Annotated in this window: 19 protein-coding genes; 14 read left to right on the top strand and 5 right to left on the bottom strand. The window is 45.3% G+C overall.

Annotation, left to right across the window (positions count from 1 at the left end):
- The first annotated feature begins 254 nt into the window (after positions 1–254).
- Positions 255–1,241 carry a 3-dehydro-L-gulonate 2-dehydrogenase gene (gene yiaK / locus IDJ77_RS23075; protein ID WP_191191477.1) on the top strand — a complete coding sequence of 329 codons (987 nt, stop codon included), beginning with the start codon at positions 255–257 and terminating at the stop codon, positions 1,239–1,241.
- Between the two features lie 37 nt (positions 1,242–1,278).
- Positions 1,279–1,737 carry a hypothetical protein gene (locus IDJ77_RS23070; RefSeq protein ID WP_191191350.1) on the top strand — a complete coding sequence of 153 codons (459 nt, stop codon included), beginning with the start codon at positions 1,279–1,281 and terminating at the stop codon, positions 1,735–1,737.
- A 267-nt stretch (positions 1,738–2,004) separates the two neighbouring features.
- On the opposite strand, the gene IDJ77_RS23065 is transcribed toward IDJ77_RS23070, so the two are convergent.
- The 3 genes from IDJ77_RS23065 to panB all read right to left on the bottom strand — a co-directional run bounded on the left by IDJ77_RS23065 (position 2,005) and on the right by panB (position 4,599).
- Positions 2,005–2,802 (bottom strand): Fic family protein, encoded by a 798-nt coding sequence (locus tag IDJ77_RS23065; protein ID WP_191191349.1) that lies wholly within the window; start codon positions 2,800–2,802, stop codon positions 2,005–2,007.
- A gap of 126 nt (positions 2,803–2,928) precedes the next feature.
- Positions 2,929–3,651: an RluA family pseudouridine synthase gene (locus IDJ77_RS23060; protein ID WP_191191348.1), complete on the bottom strand. Its 723-nt coding sequence runs from the start codon at positions 3,649–3,651 to the stop codon at positions 2,929–2,931.
- A 132-nt stretch (positions 3,652–3,783) separates the two neighbouring features.
- Positions 3,784–4,599: a 3-methyl-2-oxobutanoate hydroxymethyltransferase gene (panB, locus tag IDJ77_RS23055; RefSeq protein WP_191191347.1), complete on the bottom strand. Its 816-nt coding sequence runs from the start codon at positions 4,597–4,599 to the stop codon at positions 3,784–3,786.
- Positions 4,600–5,099: 500 nt separating this feature from the next.
- On the opposite strand from panB, the gene carA reads away from it, so the two are divergent.
- The 4 genes from carA (at position 5,100) to IDJ77_RS23035 (ending at position 9,990) form a co-directional block, all read left to right on the top strand.
- On the top strand, positions 5,100–6,200 hold the full coding sequence (gene carA, locus IDJ77_RS23050) for a glutamine-hydrolyzing carbamoyl-phosphate synthase small subunit (RefSeq protein ID WP_191191346.1): 1,101 nt from the start codon (positions 5,100–5,102) through the stop codon (positions 6,198–6,200).
- Positions 6,201–6,393: 193 nt separating this feature from the next.
- Positions 6,394–7,722, top strand: a complete 1,329-nt coding sequence (locus IDJ77_RS23045) for a GntP family permease (protein ID WP_191191345.1) — start codon at positions 6,394–6,396, stop codon at positions 7,720–7,722.
- Positions 7,719–8,849 carry a glycerate kinase gene (locus IDJ77_RS23040; RefSeq protein WP_224751209.1) on the top strand — a complete coding sequence of 377 codons (1,131 nt, stop codon included), beginning with the start codon at positions 7,719–7,721 and terminating at the stop codon, positions 8,847–8,849. Before IDJ77_RS23045 ends, IDJ77_RS23040 begins: the two co-directional genes overlap by 4 nt.
- Positions 8,850–9,150: 301 nt before the next feature.
- Entirely contained in the window at positions 9,151–9,990 is an 840-nt protein-coding gene (locus tag IDJ77_RS23035) for a hypothetical protein (protein ID WP_191191344.1), read from the top strand.
- Between the two features lie 106 nt (positions 9,991–10,096).
- Here the strand turns inward: IDJ77_RS23035 and IDJ77_RS23030 are convergent, their stop codons facing one another.
- Positions 10,097–10,639: a hypothetical protein gene (locus IDJ77_RS23030; protein WP_191191343.1), complete on the bottom strand. Its 543-nt coding sequence runs from the start codon at positions 10,637–10,639 to the stop codon at positions 10,097–10,099.
- A 339-nt stretch (positions 10,640–10,978) separates the two neighbouring features.
- Here IDJ77_RS23030 and IDJ77_RS23025 point away from each other — a divergent pair, with 339 nt between their 5' ends.
- The 6 genes from IDJ77_RS23025 (at position 10,979) to IDJ77_RS23000 (ending at position 16,077) form a co-directional block, all read left to right on the top strand.
- A complete protein-coding gene (locus tag IDJ77_RS23025) occupies positions 10,979–11,299 on the top strand; it encodes a DUF6686 family protein (RefSeq protein WP_191191342.1) in 321 nt (106 codons plus the stop codon).
- A gap of 103 nt (positions 11,300–11,402) precedes the next feature.
- On the top strand, positions 11,403–12,254 hold the full coding sequence (locus tag IDJ77_RS23020; protein ID WP_191191341.1) for a helix-turn-helix domain-containing protein: 852 nt from the start codon (positions 11,403–11,405) through the stop codon (positions 12,252–12,254).
- Positions 12,255–12,331: 77 nt separating this feature from the next.
- Complete coding sequence (locus tag IDJ77_RS23015) at positions 12,332–13,045, top strand: SIP domain-containing protein (protein WP_191191340.1); 714 nt, start codon at positions 12,332–12,334, stop codon at positions 13,043–13,045.
- A 442-nt stretch (positions 13,046–13,487) separates the two neighbouring features.
- Positions 13,488–13,664 (top strand): hypervirulence associated TUDOR domain-containing protein, encoded by a 177-nt coding sequence (locus IDJ77_RS23010; protein ID WP_224751208.1) that lies wholly within the window; start codon positions 13,488–13,490, stop codon positions 13,662–13,664.
- A 395-nt stretch (positions 13,665–14,059) separates the two neighbouring features.
- Positions 14,060–14,824, top strand: a complete 765-nt coding sequence (locus IDJ77_RS23005; protein WP_191191339.1) for an ABC transporter ATP-binding protein — start codon at positions 14,060–14,062, stop codon at positions 14,822–14,824.
- A gap of 101 nt (positions 14,825–14,925) precedes the next feature.
- Entirely contained in the window at positions 14,926–16,077 is a 1,152-nt protein-coding gene (locus IDJ77_RS23000) for an ABC transporter permease (protein WP_191191338.1), read from the top strand.
- 101 nt (positions 16,078–16,178) lie between these two features.
- Here IDJ77_RS23000 and IDJ77_RS22995 read toward each other — a convergent pair whose 3' ends face one another.
- Positions 16,179–16,481 carry an antibiotic biosynthesis monooxygenase gene (locus IDJ77_RS22995; RefSeq protein WP_191191337.1) on the bottom strand — a complete coding sequence of 101 codons (303 nt, stop codon included), beginning with the start codon at positions 16,479–16,481 and terminating at the stop codon, positions 16,179–16,181.
- Between the two features lie 227 nt (positions 16,482–16,708).
- On the opposite strand from IDJ77_RS22995, the gene IDJ77_RS22990 reads away from it, so the two are divergent.
- Both IDJ77_RS22990 and eno read left to right on the top strand, forming a co-directional pair.
- A complete protein-coding gene (locus IDJ77_RS22990) occupies positions 16,709–17,440 on the top strand; it encodes a DUF2490 domain-containing protein (RefSeq protein WP_191191336.1) in 732 nt (243 codons plus the stop codon).
- Positions 17,441–17,545: 105 nt separating this feature from the next.
- Positions 17,546–18,841, top strand: a complete 1,296-nt coding sequence (gene eno, locus IDJ77_RS22985) for a phosphopyruvate hydratase (protein WP_191191335.1) — start codon at positions 17,546–17,548, stop codon at positions 18,839–18,841.
- The last annotated feature ends 192 nt before the right edge of the window (positions 18,842–19,033 follow it).

The following is a 19,033-nucleotide window of genomic DNA, read 5'->3' as shown; positions in this document are numbered from 1 at the left end:
ATTAGCGCGTCATTATTTTACGCAGGCTTACATTGCCCGGGAAATCGCTTTTAGAATTTTTGCAGGTTTATCCGGTAATGATTTGTTTAAGATCGCGCTTGTTCGGGCTTGTTCGGGCTGTTCGCGCTGCATGTCGAACGCGAACAAGCTTAATTTACATTGTAAAGTTTTAAATTGCACCTGCAAAACAAACCGGATTAAATAAAGTGCTGTTAATTACCCACCCCATCAACCATTCGCCAGATCAGCCTACTATGCGTATACCTTATTTATTACTAAAAACCGAAATGAAAAGGGTATTGCTTTCCCTTGGTTTTGCAGATGATAAAGCAGATACCTGCGCCGGCATGTTCGCCGATAACAGCCGCGACGGCGTTGCCTCGCACGGGTTAAACCGCTTCCGTGTGTTTGTGGATTATTTAAAAGAAGGATTGGTTACACCCAACGCCGAGCCTACGCTGGTAAATGCCTTTGGCGCTATAGAGCAATGGGACGGCCGCTTTGCAACCGGCATGCTAAACGCGCGGCTAAGTATGGACAGGGCGATTACCCTTGCCAAAGAGAATGGTATAGGCTGCGTTGCCATTAAAAACACCAACCACTGGATGCGCGGCGGCACTTATGGCTGGCAAGCTGCCGAGGCCGGCTGCGTGGGCATTTGCTTTACCAATACCACCGCCAATTTACCTCCCTGGGGCGGCACCGAACCACGGCTTGGTAACAACCCCTTAGTAATAGCTGTGCCGAAAAAGGGCGGCCACGTAGTACTGGATATGGCCATGACGCAATTTTCCTTTGGCAAACTTTGGCAGTACCAGGCGCAAAACAAAGCCCTGCCCCACCCCGGCGGCTACGATAGCGAGGGAAATCTAACTACCGATGCCGCGGCTATTTTGGCAACAAAAAGGGCATTGCCTATCGGTTTCTGGAAAGGCTCGGGACTATCGTTGGTGCTTGATCTGCTGGCTACTATCCTCAGCGGCGGCAACTCAACAGCTGCGGTCTCCAAAAACGGGCGAAGGGAAACGGGCGTATCGCAGGTATTTATTGCCATAAAAGCCGATGATGAACAAAACGAAGCATTGATAAACGAGATCATCGCCTATACCAAAACCAGCGCTGCCATAGATAACGGCGAAATTTTATACCCCGGCGAAAACATGCTGCGCACACGGGAGAAAAGCATGGCGGAGGGTGTTTTGGTGGATGAGAAGATTTGGGAAGAGGTGAGGGAGATGTAAATGTTATATATTTACTTAAGCAATTTAAATCTATTTTATGAGCTGGGGGAGTAAGCTAACATATACTTATAAGATAGAAACAGAGCTATCAAAAGCCGACTTTATCGAGCGTTTTAAAAACCTTAATCATAGGGCTATCCACAATACGGGTTGGCAATCAATTTCCAACTATCCTGATTACAGCACGATGGGTTTCCTTGAAGATGGAATCGTAATTAAAAATTTCAACTCTTCTGAATCCGGCAAAGGCACCGTTTATAATGTTTTTATTAAACTTTCCGAAAAACGAGTATCCAGAACAGAATTAAACGTCAGCTTTAAAAATATTGATGGAGATATTCCACCTATTTACGGGAGTATAATGTTCGAATCCGGCGCTATCATAATGGCGCTGATGCTAAAGTTTATTCTTAAATTCAGTACCGTCGTTACCATTATCTTTTACTTGTATGACAGTATTTTCTATTATACTTTACTGGGCAAACTCAAAAAATGAGCCGGAATCTTTAAAGAATCGCCTAAAAATCATCCTTCGTGACATCGATATTAAAGAAGAAATTTTAATAATTGAAAACCCATTTAATGATTATAACAGTAATAAATAGCGAAAATGATTATCACAAAGCTTTAGCAGGGATCGAGTTATATCTTTGATAATAAGATTTTTACCCGAATGTGAGGAGCTGGAAGAGTAAGGAATTTAAATTGAGCAATTCTTGATAATAATTTCGACCAAGGTCACGAATCTATAACACTGAGCACGCTAAAAAAGAAAAGCAAACCCACCGCCTTTTCCCGGCTTTTGCATCTCTCTAAATTTAGCAATTTCGAGTTTAAGCATATCAGTATACTCACCAACCATAAACTGCCTGAATATATTGATATCCTCTCGCTCGCGCGTGTCAATCAGCGCCTGAATGTAAGCCGCTTTATTTTCACTTCGTACAATTGCAAGTGGCAGGCCGAAATAAGCCTGTATATAGTTCATCAGCAACCTTGATGTCCGGCCGTTACCATCATAATAAGGATGAATGCTAACGAGGTTGAAATGCGCATCAAAAGAAAGGCTTAGTTGCTTCTCGATAGTCAGGGGTTGGCGCATGGCATCGTTGAGTTTTTTAACCAGGTCTTTTGTTAACCGCTCTACTTTATCAAAGTTGGGGAAATAAGAAACTCCCGCGGTTACATTCCCTTTTCTGTAGGCTCCCGTTGCAGAGTCTACGGTACCCAATATGGTATTATAAACTTTCCCGGTGCGTTTCATCACCAAGCTGTTTATGCTTTGCAAAAGTAAAACATCAAGGCTTTTTTTTGCCTTTGCATTTTCTAAGGCAAACAACAGGGCGGCATGATGGTCGGTTACCATCAGGCTTTCTTCAATAGGTTTGCCATTAGGGGTGCGCCCCTCGTTTATCAAAACCTGCGTTTCAACTTCGGTAAGGGTAGAGCCTTCTATGCGGGTGGAATGATGGTCAATAGCGATCAGATTAAACCGTTCGTGGTCAATCACGCCGGCGATGCCGAGGTCATTATATTCCGCTATGAGTTTAACCGCTTCCATTGTTACGGATGCGAAAATACTTATAAATTGTTATTAATCGAGAGAAGCGATAGAGTAAGGATGTCTGATTAGCAAGATCTCTCATCATCTGCACATCTGAAATTTGCACATCTGCACATTAATCCCCTACTTCACCAACCCCTCAAACTTTTCCCAAAAGCCATCTTTGGGTAATGGTGCCACAATAAGTATGGATTCGTGTTTTACGGGGTGCTCAAACTGCAGGCGGCGGGCATGCAGGCAAATGCTTTTGCGCAGGCTGCCGCGCGGGTAACCGTATTTATTATCGCCAACAATGGGGCAGCCAAGGGTGGATAATTGCACCCGTATCTGGTGCGGGCGGCCGGTTATGGGGTCAACCTCTATTACATAATATCCGTCCAGCTCACCTACAAGCTTATAGCTTAGTTCCGAACGGAGGCTTCCCTGCACCTCTTTATCGTGGGCCTTGGTTACGTTTTTCTGCGGATTTTTTATTAGCCAGTGCACCAGGGTACCGGCTTCGGGCTGGGGGCGTTTACGGGTAATAGCATAATAGGTTTTATGCATCTCGCGGCCTTTAAACAGCTTGTTTATCCGTTCCAGCGCCTTACTGGTTTTGGCAAAGAGGATCACACCGCTTACGGGCCTGTCCAGCCGGTGCACCACACCCAGGAAGGCACCATTAGGCTTGCTGTATTTTTGGGCAATGTATTTCTTTACCTTTTCGTCCAGCGGCTCATCCATGGTATCATCTACCTGCACAATATCGCCGGCCCGTTTATTAACGGCAATCAGGTGGTTATCCTCGTAAAGGATATCCTTATCGGTAATATCGTGGTTGGTATAATTATGTTCGGGGCGAGCCATATTTTAGTTCATAGTTGATGGATGATAGTTCATGGAAAGCGTTCATAGTTCATAGATGCTGGTTCATGGTAGCTGTGTGTAAGTACTACTACATTCCGACTATGATCTATGAACCATTTACCATTAACTATATTAATACTCCTCCTTCTCGTTCGGGAAATTATTTGCCCTTACATCGCTTACATAGTTCTTTATCGCGCCATCCATTACATCGTAAAGGTTGGCGTACTGGCGCAAAAAGCGTGGTTTAAAGCCTTTGTTGAGGCCCAGCATATCGTGTATCACCAAAACCTGGCCGCTACAATGCTGCCCGGCACCTATGCCTATCGTTGGGATATTCAAACTCTCGCTTACCTCTTTGGCCAGTTTAGATGGGATCTTTTCCAGCACAATACCAAAGCAACCCAGTTCCTGCAGTTTTAGGGCATCCTCTTTCAGCTTTGCAGCTTCGGCTTCTTCTTTAGCCCTTACAGTGTATGTACCAAATTTATAAATCGATTGTGGTGTAAGGCCTAAATGGCCCATTACCGGTATACCTGCGGTTAATATCCGACTGATGGATTCTGCAATTTCAACCCCGCCCTCCAGCTTTACGGCGTGTGCGCCGGCTTCTTTCATGATGCGTATGGCCGAGGCCAGGGCTTCTTTTGAGTTTCCCTGGTAAGAACCAAAGGGAAGATCTACCACCACCAGCGAGCGTTTGGCTGCACGAACTACCGACGCTGCATGGTATATCATTTGGTCTAAGGTGATCGGCAGGGTAGTTTCATGCCCGGCCATTACGTTGGAGGCCGAATCGCCAACCAAAATAATATCGGTACCGGCATTATCTACTATTAACGCCATCGAGTAATCGTATGCTGTAAGCATGGCAATTTTATCGCCGCGGTTCTTCATTTCCTGCAGGGTGTGCACGGTAATGCGCTTTACTTCCTTATTTACCGACATAGCTTTTCTTTGGTGTTATTTCTGCCAGCAAAGTTAGAAACTCATTCGGGATTTATTCTAATGAAAAAAATCACCATCGCTTTACATTTATTTAATATTTTATACTTTAGTGCCGCCCCAATTATAACACTATTACTATCTGATTTTTAATGGCCGATAAAATATTCCCATGCGTTTACTGTGGTAAACCCATGAACCATACCGATCGTAAACCGCGTAATTTTTACCTCAAAAAATTCCTCCCGTTTTTGCCGATAATGCCGTTTTGGTGCACCCATTGCCTTAAAACAACTTTCTTTTGGGGTAGAAAGAGTAAGTAACCTGCTTAAAGCTTGTTGGAGATATTTAAAAAAATCGGGGGCAGGTATTCAAAATTCAAATTTTAATACCTACTTTTGCGGCGTGAATAAAGAGGTGTTTTACTTCAATCTTCCGTCCAGTTTTTACGGAGCTTCGTGCCAGAAAATCCGAACAAATTACCCTTTCAATTTTTTTGCAAAATGAATCACTACACCAAATTGCCTGCTATATTATTATTGGCCGACGGCACCGTTTTTTACGGCAAAGCCGCAGGTAAAATAGGCACCACCACCGGCGAGATCTGTTTTAACACCGGGATGACGGGCTACCAGGAAATTTTTACCGACCCATCTTACTTCGGCCAAATAATGGTGGCTACTAACGCCCACATTGGTAACTACGGTATTGCTACCGAAGAAGTAGAATCGGGCCAGATACAAATAGCAGGGCTGGTTTGTAAAAACTATAACATTGCCTACAGCCGCAAACAGGCGAATGAATCGATACAGGATTATTTCCAGGAGCAAAATATCGTGGGGATCTCTGATATAGATACCCGCCAGCTGGTGCGCCACATACGCGATAAAGGCGCCATGAACGCCATTATCTCTTCGGAAATATTGGATCTGGAAGAACTGAAAGCCAAATTGGCCGAAGCACCTGATATGGATGGCCTGGAGCTTTCCTCGCAGGTATCTACCAAAGAAACTTACACTTTTGGTAGCGAGAACGCCGCCTACCGCGTGGCAGTTTTAGACCTTGGTGTTAAAAAGAACATCCTGCGTAATTTTGACGACCGCGATGTTTACGCCAAAGTTTACCCCGCAAAAACCACCTTTGCCGAAATGGAAAAGGATTTTGCCCCATCGGGATATTTCATCTCAAACGGCCCCGGCGATCCGTCTGCCATGCCTTATGCCATTGATACGGTTAAAGAAATTTTAGGTGCCGATAAACCATTGTTCGGCATTTGCCTTGGCCACCAGCTGCTGGCTTTGGCTAACGATATCCCAACTAAAAAAATGTTTAACGGCCACCGTGGCCTAAACCACCCGGTGAAGAACGTGATCATCAACCATTGCGAAGTAACTTCACAAAATCATGGCTTTGGTGTGGTACCGGAAGCCGTAAGAGCTTCTGAAAAGGTAGAAATAACACACGTAAACCTTAACGACCAATCGATTGAAGGGATTCGTGTAAAAGGCAAAAAAGCATTTTCGGTACAATACCACCCCGAATCATCTCCCGGCCCACATGATAGCCGTTATTTATTCGACGATTTTATCGGGCTGATGAAATAATAACAGAACCGGGAAACCGGTTTTTAGGATTAAGCAGATCTCAAAATCAGGAAATCGCAAAATCAAGAAAATCACGGTTCAGACAAAAAGCCTTTCAAGCGATAAACTTGAAAGGCTTTTTACTTTATATCGAGCCCCCATCTGCACATCTGTAATTTGCACATCTGCATATCAACTCTTAACTTACATCCCTATGGATGTATCGCTCGCCCGGATCTTGGTCTGCCTTTTTGCCGGTATCGGGCTCATTGTTTTGCTTACGGCAAAGTACCGGGTGCACGCTTTTTTCGCGCTGATATTGGCCTGCTTAATAGTTGGGCTGGGCGTTGGTATGCCCGTAGATGCGGTGCTTACTTCCGTTAAAGATGGCTTTGGCAATATCCTCAAATCATTAGGGCTAATCATTGTTTTGGGCACTACCCTTGGTGCTGTGCTGGAACATACCGGCTGCACAAGTGTAATGGCCAACAGTATTTTAAAACAGATAGGGAGTAAACGCGCCAACCTGGCCATGAGCCTTACGGGGCTAATAGTCGGCCTGCCCATTTTTTGTGATTCGGGCTATATCGTTTTAAGCGGATTAAATAAGTCGCTGGCCCGCAGCAGTGGCATTGCTATGGCAGTTATGGCAACATCGCTGGCAACAGGCTTATACTCGGTACATTGTTTAATACCGCCGCATCCCGGTGCATCAGCAGCGGCGGCACTTATTGGAGTGGATTATGGCCGACTGATAATAACCGGCACCCTGGTAGCCATCCCGGCCATGCTGGTGGGTTACTTTTGGGCTGGTTACTCAGGCAAAAAATATCCGGACGTGGTAACCGAAACCGAAGAAGCGCCAACAGAACCCGCATATCTGCCATCGGCATTAAAAGCATTTTTACCTGTTGCTATCCCTATTTTATTGATCGCTGTTAAAGCTTTTTTTGTGATAGATACTGTAGCTCCCAACAAATGGTTAACCATGTTCCTTTCCCTGGGCGACCCGGCTATTGCGCTCGCCATCGGCATTTTACTTGCATTTAATGCCGGGAGCAACTGGCGTAAAGATGCTGTTGCCAAACTCCTGCAGGATGGTGCCGAAAAAGCCGGCGGCATTTTGGTTATCATTGGCGCCGGCGGGGCTTTCGGCGCGGTGCTGGCCGCTACCAAAATTGGCGGGCACCTTAGCGCGGCATTGCCGTTGGCCAGCATGGGGCTTTTCTTCCCCTTCCTCATCACGTTCATCATTAAAACTGCGCAGGGTTCCTCAACAGTAGCTATCATTACGGCGGCATCCATTGTATTGCCACTGCTAAAACCGCTGGGATTAGATACCGCCACTGGCCACCTGCTTGGTGTGCTGGCCATGGGCGCAGGCTCCATGATGATATCGCACGCCAACGATGCTTACTTTTGGGTAATAGCCAAATTCTCGGGCCTGGAAATGAAAACCATGCTGGGCGTTTATTCCGTATCCACCGTATTAATGGGGCTTACCTCTTTTGCCATGGTTTACCTACTTTCGTTTATCCTATGATGCACATCCTCATTGCCCCAAACGCTTTTAAGAACAGCCTTTCGGCACAGGTTGCCGCAGCTGCCCTTGCTAAAGGGGTAAGCCAAAGCAGCCTCAATTGCACCACCGAATGCTTCCCGATAGCGGATGGCGGCGATGGTACGGCGCAGCTCATCATTCAAAAACTAAAGGGCGAAGTGATCCCGGTAACGGTTACCGATCCATTGGGCAGGCCGGTAAAAACCTCCTTCGGTTTGATAGACGGCGGGCAAACAGCCGTAATAGAAATGGCCGATGCGTCCGGCTTACGCTTGTTAAAAACCGATGAACTAAACCCGTTGCGTGCCAGCAGCTATGGCACCGGCGAAATGATAAAAGCAGCGCTGGATACCGGCGCCCGGAAAATAATAATTGCTATGGGCGGCTCTGCCACGGTAGACGGCGCAACGGGTATATTGAGCGCACTTGGCGCACGGTTTTTAGATGCTACGGGTAATCCACTAATCCACCTGCCCGAAAGCCTGTCTCAATTGGAAAGTATTGATCTATCGGGATTAGACAACCGCCTTGCCGGTTGCGAAGTGGTTGTATTGTGCGATGTAGATAACCAACTATTGGGTGATAACGGCGCTGCCGCGGTTTTCGGTCCGCAAAAAGGGGCGGATGCGGCGGCAGTAAAATTATTGGATGCAGGCCTGGCAAAATTGAGCGAAGTGGTCATGAAAACAACCGGCAAAAACATGGCTGCCATAAAGTACGGCGGCGCGGCGGGTGGTGCATCGGCAGGCGTTTATGCCCTGCTAAACGCCAAACTGGTAAACGGAATTAATTACCTTTTAGATATCACCGGATTTGATGATGCCCTGCAAAAAGCGCAACTGGTTATTACCGGCGAAGGCAGTATAGACGAGCAAACCCTGCAGGGCAAAGGGCCGTTTGGGGTAGCCAGCCGTGCAAAAGCCAAAGGCCTCCCGGTGATCGGCGTGGCGGGTAAGATCCCACTGGAAAGTAATGAAAGGCTTAGCCAGTATTTTGATGTGTTGCTGGCGATTGGCCACGGCCCTGCAGATATTGCAACCGCTTTAGCTGATACTGAAAAGAATTTAATTAGAACAGGACAAAGCATTGGGAACATGCTGAAGATGTAGACGTGCGGGTTGTAAATAGAAAAAACTTTTTACAAGTGATGCGTTTGGATCGTTTTCCATGCCTCACCATCGGTATAAATCACATCGCAAACATTTGATTATTTGAATGTTATTGACAAGATCTGTTTTGGAAAGATACTTAGATCATAAAAATACCGGTGGCGAACTCATATCAATTATTAATAAATATCTTTTAGTAAGCCACGCTTTTTTTACGGTTATTATTTGGGTGTTTTTACCGTAACAACACTTAAGTTTCGTACACATATTTGATGATATTAATCACCTCACCTTTAGTATCATGAAATATAAACTATTGTTCGTATCATTAATATTTAGCTGCAAGCTTACATTTTCGCAAACGGTAGATAAAACCATCTACGATAATGTTTACACCTTTATAACATCGGAAACATTATTAAAATGCAGCGGGAAAGGTGTGGACATTGCAGGGTCTGCCGAAGATATCCCCACCGGCACTGAATTTAAAGTGACCAAGATACTGGATGATGGTAATTTTGTTATCCAATTTTTAATTTGGAACCCGGATGGTGCAGATGCCGCGGAAACAACCAAGCGAAAAAACCTAAACACAAAGTATGTAAGTTCAACAACCGACCAAACCACCGGGAAAGCCGGGGCGACGGATCGTTATTTTAAATTACCCTTAAAGGTATTTGTAAACAGTTGCGATAAACGGCTTAATCGCCATAGCTTCACACTGGGCGCGTTGGTACTACCAATTAAATTACGTTTCGGCGGCGAAACATCCGATGCTAATCACCATCGTGATTTTACTTTTGCAAACGATATAAGCATAGGGCTTTCTATAGGTTACAAATATTCGCCAAGTAAAAAATACTCGCACAACTTTTTAACGGGGATAGCACTTACTTCAATCGGCGTTACACCCGGTAATACAAAAAGTACCGTTACCTCAGAAACTAACCTTGCCGCTATTACATGGCACCTGGGGTATTTGTTCCAAATAGATAACTTCCAGATAGGCGCCTTTACCGGTATTGACTACCTTGGCGGTAACGTGGGCCGTAACTGGGATTACAAAGGCAAACCCTGGTTTGGTATAGGTTTGGGGTATTCTATATTTAAATCAAAAAGCACCTCTGATACGCAACCGTAACAGTTTATGTATAAGTTATTCAATTATTAAAAGGCCGGAGACATCATTTAACAATGCTCCGGCCTAACATTGGCAATATCCCTGCAAATCTCCTGTAGTAATTAAATTACTTCTTCAGGTAATAATCCGGCACAGGCAAACTCTTCTTCTCTACATCCCAAATAATACTACTCACCTTCCAGCCTTTAGGTGTTTTAATAAGCTGAAAGCTATTCACGCCGCGCTCGGCTATACTATCCCTTGTATTTAAGTAGGTGTTATAGGTACTGATGCGGTGGGCTACCCTGCCGAACTGTTCGGTTTTACCAAATGCTTCTTCCTCGTAAAACTCATCAATATGGGCGCTACTTACAAACTGCTTATACAGGTTAATAAACTGCGGCAACGTGCTAACATCCGCCGTATCCGTGCGGAAATTGATCAGCTGCGCCTGCGGGATAAAGTAATTACCTATCTCATCAAGCCTGGGCTTCTCTCCTTTTTTAAAACTGATGGCGGCATAAGCATCGTGTACTGCTTTGGTAATGGCACTATCCTCCGGAACGGTATAAGCTGATGGACTTGTTGATGAATCAGCAGCTTTTTTCTCTGCAGTTTGGCAGGCCGATATTGCCAGGGTTAAAGCGGCGATAAGTAGCAGGTTTTTCATTGTGATATCGAGTTGGGGTTAGGCGAAAATAATCAATTGGATATGCTTTTCAAACTATTGAAAAGCGAATTACACATCGTAAAACGAAATTCCTTTCCTACTGTAGAGACGCGATACTTCGCGTCTTCTATAGGTAGAAAAGACGCGAAGTATCGCGTCTCTATCAAGAAATAAAATTTCCTTATTTTTATTTGGATTTATTCTAAATAAGGTTTTACTTTGCCATGTAAGCCGGCTAACAAACGGCTATGAAAAACTTAAGCCCTGCTTTTATGGCGAATATTGCTGGTGCGATATTTTGCCAAACAGAGCAGGCACAAACTTTTTAATCATCTACCTATGTGCGACGCGAAAGTTCTTAGTCAGAAAGGAGCATCGGTAATTAGCCGGTGCTCCGAATGTCGTTGTGTTTTCATCTGGAACCACAACCTCATTCTCAGTTTTACGCCGGAGCAGTTTATGCAGTTTAAGGATTTTGCCGCCGAACTTGATTTTACCGGCCACTCCTTCCCTTTCCCCGATGGGCAGGAACGCGTGGTAATGCGCACGCCCACCAACGATATCCAATTTACCTTTACAACCGATGAGTGGGAAGATTTCCAGGCTGCAATGGAGGAAGCCGCCTACATGCAGGAGGTGTACGCGCTGATGGGCGGATAACTGAGAAACAAGAGATAAGAAGCAAGAATCAAGACTAAAAATCGGAAGAAACTCTCATTGCATACCCGATAATTCAGTCCAAATAAATTACTTTGCCGCCAACATGAAAGATATCCCGGTACATAAGATACAGGACAGGGCCAACAGCGGCCTGGATATCCGCCATTTTGTACCGGGTGCACACTCAAAAGATGTGGAGAAACTTGGCGTACACCGGGATGATCATTACATATTTTTTGTATTGAGAGAAGGCAGCGCATCCCTCATGGTCGATTTCCATGAAATGCATTTTGCAGAAAGTTCCTTGTTTTACCTTTTGCCCGGCCAGGTGCATCACCCCACGCGGTATAACCTGGGCGATGGCTGGTTTATTGCCGTAGATACACCATTGATAGCGCCCGATTACCGCATGGTATTTGAAGGCCATTTACAACTGCAACAACCCTTTCCATTAAGCCCGCAGCAATTAGAAGAATTCCATACGGTGTTGAGCTTGCTGGAAAACAAATATCAAAGTAACGAAGAAGACCCTTTTTACCTGCCTGTAATACATTCATTATTGCAATCTTTTTTGGGGATAGCCGCCAGCTGTTTTTGTACGGCTAACAGTAACAGGCAACAGTTGTCGCGGCCGGCACAGTTGGCGCAGCAATTCAAAAAAATACTTACCGAAAATATGCGCACCATAAAAAGCCCCTCGGCTTACGCTGCGCAATTGAATGTATCAGAATCGTACCTGAACGAGGCCCTCAAAAAAACTACTGGTATGACGGTTAGCTACTGGATAACGCAGGAAGTGGTGCTGGAAGCCAAACGCCTTTTGTACTATAGCGAAATGAATACCAAAGAAATAGCCCATACCCTCGGATATGAGGATCCTACCTATTTCTCCCGGATCTTTAAACGCACGGCCAACCTTACCCCGCTGGAATTTCGCAGGCATTACCGTAAATAGTCCAATCATTACCCCAAAGCGGCCATTGCTTCCGGGCACATACTTGCCTTTCTTTGTGATATTAAAATATCACACCTATGCAAACATCTACCTTACATAAACTAAAAGCCAGGGCAGGCCGCCTGCTGGAAAACCGGCTGCTGCAAAGCGGCCGTGTGCTGGAAGTGCGCCACTGGGAACCCGCCACAATGATAGAGATAGACCTTTACCTGCCCCATGCCGATGTACAAAGCTGGCAGGAGATCCCCTACATTAAATTTAAAGTGGATAACCTCACCTACCGCGATTATACCCCAAGCGGCTGGGACGCCGAAACACATACCTGCACACTATACATTGATGCCGCACACAAAGGGCCCGGCAGCAAATGGGCGGCCGCCTTAAAAAAAGACGATACCGTGCATTACCTTAAAATAGGCAGTACCCGCCACGCGCCGCAAAGCACATCGGCCATTATTGCGCTGGGCGATGAAAGCAGCATGGGGCATATGCTTGCCCTGCAGCAAATGGTGATACCAAGGGCACGCTTTTCGGGCGCGGTGCTTATAGCCAACCCGCACCACCGCAAATTATTCGAGGAGTATTTTTGGTCGCCCCTGCAGCCTATCGAACGGAACGATGTATACGGGCACCACAGTATTATCCAGTGGGTAATACAGCAGCACTACGATATGGCGCACACTGTGTTTTACCTTGCCGGCAACAACACCATGGTGAGCGAATTACGCAAACTGTTAAAACAGCTGGGGTATCCATCCTCACAAATTAAAACGCAGGGTTTTTGGAATTAAGTCCCGGTTATTTTAGCCGGTTAAAATAAACCATTGCACTTCCGCATAGTCTATAACCAAACGGCTATGCGGATTTTTTATGTAGCGCCGCCTGTTAATCTTCCTTCGGTAAACAACGTGCGGCGCATTCGCACACCAAAAAACGCCGCTTACCGACACGCGCTCCATTCACCGATAGCGTCTGCCCCGCTCATTCCTCCTACAAATCCATTCACCGACATTTTGCGCTACTTCGCCTAATAACGCTAAACGATTTTTGCCCGCTGATGCACCTTTGTACTGTAAAACAACACAAAAAACATCATGACAACGTCGCTTACCATACCTTCACTTTACTCAATGATAGCCCTTGTAGTTACCGCTGTGGTAGTTATCAGCATAGGTTGCTTAACCTGCTAAACTGGGCAGGCATATTGCTTTATCCCCGGCAAAAACAATTAACATGAAAAAGGGAGATACCGTAAACTGGCAATGGGGCGCATCTGAAGCTGAAGGTAAAATAGAAAAGAAGCATACCCAACCTGTTATCAAAACCATAAAAGGCACAAAAGTAAAACGCCAGGCCAGTACCGATGAGCCGGCCTTCGAAATAAAACAAAGCAACGGCAGCAATTGCTGAAATCTGAAAGCGAACTGAAGAAGGGCGGGAAGTAAAAACACAAACATAACCTGTTCTCTTTTCCTACTTGCTCCGTTAGGAGCAACCGCTTTGTAGCAAACAACGAACAATATCTTATGCGCCGTTAGGTGCTATCCTTAGCCAATTTGTTAAGGATTGCACCTAACGGCGCAATTGCTTTTAGGACGAATTTATCGTGTTCGGGCTTGTTCGGGCTGTTCGGGCGCCATGCCGAACGCGAACAAGCCTAAAAAGCAGTTTATAATAGCGTTTTTTTCATTCCTCTCCACTATCACACGCAGCCAATTTTATCCACTGCAAAATCTAATCAAATTTTAATGCGCTAAGCACTATGCCGTGTGCAAATCCACCAAATCCGTTGCTATATTTACGGTATGGCAAAACAACCTATTATTACGGTTAATAATCTCACCAAAAACTACGGCGATTTCGCTGCTGTAAAGTGCATCAGCTTTGAGGTTTACGAGGGCGAGATCTTCGGCCTCCTCGGCCCAAACGGTGCCGGTAAAACCACCACACTGGAGATCATCGAAACCCTGCGCGATAAAACATCGGGCGAGGTTACGGTTGACGGATTTTCGATAGATAAGGATGCCGATAGCATTAAAAAAATAATAGGTGTGCAGCTGCAGGCGGCGGGCTATTACCCAAACCTCAATCTCTCAGAGCTCATCTCGTTGTTCTGCGGCTTATACGGTGTCACTAAAACGCCAATGGAAATGCTGGAAAAAGTTGCCCTTACCGATAAGGCAAAAGCCAAATACAAGGAACTTTCCGGCGGGCAAAAGCAGCGCTTTTCCATTGCTACCACCTTAATAAACAACCCGCGTATTATATTTTTAGACGAGCCCACCACCGGCCTCGACCCGCAGGCCCGCCGCAACCTTTGGGACCTGATCCGTGAGATCCGCGATGCGGGCACTACCGTGGTGATCACCACCCACTACATGGACGAAGCCGAGGTGCTTTGCGACCGCGTAGCCTTCGTAGACGGCGGCCATATTGTAGGTATAGATACCCCCGACCATTTTATAGATAAACTGTTAGAAAGCGGTTTCGAACGCAAAAAACAAGTAAAAGATGCCAACCTGGAGGATGTTTTCATCAACCTGACGGGGAAGGAATGGCGGGAAGGGTAAGCACAGTTTGCAGTTGGCGGTTAGCAGTTTGCAAGCGCCGCTAAAGGACTAATGAACTATTGAACTATTGAACAAATGAACTATTGAACCACCCCGAACTAATGAACAACTATAGTAACACCCGTGCAACGCTGGCCATTGCCAAAGCAAGTTTCCGTTCTATCATCCGCAGCCCTTCGGCGGTGGTGTTTAGTTTGGCTTTCCCGCTGATATTTATTTTGGTATTCGCCAATATTGGAAGCGGCGGGGTTGCTGTAGATGTGGGCGTGGCTAAGGGCAGCGATACGCTTAGCCCGGTATACGTTGCGCTAAAGAAAGTGAAGATCATAAACCTCATTACCACGCAATCTGCCGAGGATATGAAAGCTGACCTTTCCAAAGGCTCTATAGACGCAATTCTGAATATTCAGAAAAACAAAAACGGGGCTATGACTTTGTATCCGCCCCTATCAGCGCTCGGCAACAATCAGAAAGCGCCCTATACGGTGAATGTGCAATACACAAAAGCATCATCTAAAGGAGCTATATTGCAATCTGTATTGGTCAATATTTTAAATAACATCAACGAAACATTCCGTAAAAAAATAAGTCTCGACCACTTCCCTGTACTTGCCGAAGTGAAGGAAACCACTATAACCGGCCGCGCTTATAAATACATCGATTTTATCCTCCCCGGCCAGTTGGGTTTCTCATTACTCAGCAGCGGGGTTTTTGGTACCGCCTTCGTGTTCATCAGCTTAAGGCTTACGCTGGTAATTAAACGCTTTTTTGCAACGCCTGTTAAACGCTACAGTATTGTACTGGGCGAAGCGCTTGCGAGGCTCACCTTTTCATTATTAGGCGCTACATTCATTATTATGGTGGGGCATTTTATGTTTGGCTTTACGCTGATCCATGGTATAGTTACAGTATTGAATATGCTCGTCCTGTCGGCTATCGGGCTTATTATATTTATGGGCTTCGGGTTTACGGTATCCGGCATCGCCAAAAACGAAAGCACGGTGCCCCCGCTCTCAAACATCATTACGCTGCCGCAATTTTTGTTATCGGGCACCTTCTTTTCGGTTACGGCTTTCCCAAAATGGCTGCAGTACGTGAGTAACGCGTTGCCGCTAACACACCTCAACAACGCCATGCGCAAGGTTGCCTTTGAAGGTGCCGGCCTGGGCGATGTAACCCACCAGCTCTTCATCCTGCTGTTATGGGGGATAGGTGTTTACGCCGTTGCTGTGAAAACCTTTAAATGGGAATAGGGAGAAGATAGAATTAAGACTGTAAGAATCAAGAGATAATAAAAGAGGGAGTCCGATACGGCTCCCTCTTTTTGTATCGCAATTTCTTGGGTTTCCATGTTTCAATTATTTTGTTGATAATTTCCCACCTGGCTTACTTCCATGCGGGCAGGCGGGTTTTCTATACGCTCTTTTAATGCAGCCCTAAATGCTTTAAAGGCGGGCATTTCTGTAAACGCCGCGTTAGCGCCATCGCTGTCAAAGGATATCATGTGCATAAAAGAACTGTCGCCGGTTTTATACACTACATATTCTATGCCATCAGGTTTACTCTCCTGTAGCTGGGTAAATACATCTTTAATTAAATCCTCGTTCTCGGTGGCGCGCCCTTCTTTTACGGTGTATTGGATAATGGAATGTTTCATACCTGCATGTTTTGATTTATACCAAAACTACGGCAGGGTATTGAATTTGAGTGAGGTGCATAGGCGACAGGTTGCGGGGTGAAACAAGCCATGGAATAACCGCAGATCGATTATCCAAACATCAATTTAAAAACCAATTCTTAACATTATAATAACATTAATATTAATAATGTTAACATTGAAATAACATTATGGAAATACATTTGCATTAAAATAATATTAAATAAATGTTAAAAAATACCGCCCTTATACTATTTACCCTCATGATGGTGCTTTCATTCAGTACTGCAAATGCGCAAAACAATAAAACAGGCACCTGGGGAATTGCCACCGTAGTTTTACCCGGCGACAGCACACACCGTTGGGGGGGCTATGTAGAACTGCAGGCACGCAGCAATACTTTTTTTAATCAATTTTTTTACTACGAAACCAAGGGTGGTGTTAGCTATGATATTGCTAAGAACTACAGCGCACTTATTGGTACAGGCCGCTATATTACTTATGATTATAATGACCTTGATGGGCCACCAACGGTAAAAGAGTTTAGGATGTGGGAACAGCTGACGATCAACTCCTTTTTAGAGAGGATAAAAATAGAACACCGCTACCGCGCCGAACAGCGCTGGCTTAACGGTATCTACCGAAACCGTTTCCGTTACCGCCTTAACCTGGTTGTACCGTTAAATCACAAAAAGATACAGGCTAAAACTTTCTTCATATCGGTATTTGATGAGATCTTCCTCAACAATAAAGCGCCGCACTTCGAGCGGAACCGTTTTTCGGCAGCGTTTGGCTACCAGTTTGATAAGTCGTTAAGCGTGCAGGCCGGCTACCTCGACCAATATAACTACAGCCTGACTACTGCCGGCGGCAAAAACAACCTGGCCATAACAGTTATGTATCGCATAAACCGCAAAAACACCAAGCCGAAGGAGCATATCCCTACCACAGTTGACTAATAATGATTACAAATACAAAATTTACGTTGCGATTTGCTGATTTTGCGCTTAACTTAGCCGACCAAATTAGTATAGTAATCCAAAAAATACAACAATAAATAAATTATGAGCTTAATAATTGATGTTCATGCGCGCCAGATACTTGATTCGCGCGGTAACCCTACAATTGAGGTAGATGTTTTAACCGAAAATGGCGCATTGGGCCGTGCTGCAGTACCTTCTGGTGCATCAACCGGCATGCATGAAGCTGTTGAGCTTCGCGATGATGACAAAAAAGTATACATGGGTAAAGGCGTTTTAAAAGCCGTTGCCAATGTAAATGATAAAATTGCTGCCGAACTGAAAGGTATCGACGTTTTTGAGCAAAACCTGATCGACAAGCTCATGATAGACCTTGACGGTACCGAAAACAAAGGCAACCTTGGCGCTAATGCTATCCTTGGTGTTTCTTTAGCCGTTGCTAAAGCTGCAGCGCAGGAAAGCCGCCAGCCTTTATACCGCTACATTGGCGGTGTAAATGCAAACACGCTTCCTATCCCGATGATGAACATTGTAAACGGTGGCTCGCACTCTGATGCGCCTATCGCTTTCCAGGAATTCATGATCATGCCGGTTGGTGCTTCTTCTTTCTCTGAAGCCTTGCGCTGGGGTACCGAAGTATTCCACAACCTTAAAAAGATCTTACACGACCGCGGCCTTTCTACCGCAGTGGGCGACGAAGGTGGTTTTGCACCAACCTTTGATGGTACCGAAGATGGCGTTGAAACCATCCTGAAAGCGATTGAAAAAGCCGGCTACAAACCAGGTGTTGATATTTTCATCGCTTTTGACTGTGCTGCTTCTGAGTTTTACAAAGACGGCAAATACGATTACACCAAATTTGAAGGCGAAAAAGGCTCTATCCGCACCAGCGAAGAGCAGGTAGAATACCTTGCCGAATTAGCAGGCAAATACCCTATCATCTCTATTGAAGATGGTATGGCAGAAGATGACTGGGCGGGCTGGAAATTATTAACCGAAAAATTGGGCAGCAAAGTGCAGTTAGTAGGCGATGACCTTTTTGTAACCAACGTAAAACGTTTACAACAAGGTATTGATAGCGATACAGGTAACTCTATATTAGTGAAAGTAAACCAGATAGGCAGCTTAACCGAAACCATCAACGCAGTTACTTTGGCACAAACCAACGGTTATACATCGGTAATGAGCCACCGTAGCGGCGAAACTGAGGACGTTACCATTGCTGATTTAGCTGTAGCCCTAAACTGTGGCCAGATCAAAACCGGTTCGGCATCACGCTCAGACAGGATCGCTAAATACAACCAGTTATTGCGTATCGAAGAAGAATTGGGTTCTGCAGCACGCTTTATTGGTAAAGATTTTAAGTTTTTAAAGAAATAAGCCCCCCAACCCCCTGAAGGGGGAGCAGGATAAATATTTAAAGCCCCGGTTTTGCCGGGGCTTTTTTATTGCTGATGTCCCGTCCTGAAATAAGTTGACACCCAAGTTGACTTATATGAAAGAAAGAAAAAAACAAAGCGATCGGCGCAGTCAGCGCGATTATAGCCTTGCCTTTAAGTTGCAGGTTGTTCA

The sequence above is a fragment of the Mucilaginibacter pankratovii genome, from assembly GCF_014773265.1.
In the GTDB taxonomy this organism is placed as follows: Bacteria; Bacteroidota; Bacteroidia; order Sphingobacteriales; family Sphingobacteriaceae; genus Mucilaginibacter; species Mucilaginibacter pankratovii.
Note: the sequence above shows the minus strand (reverse complement) of the source record. Positions and strands in the feature narration are given on the sequence as shown.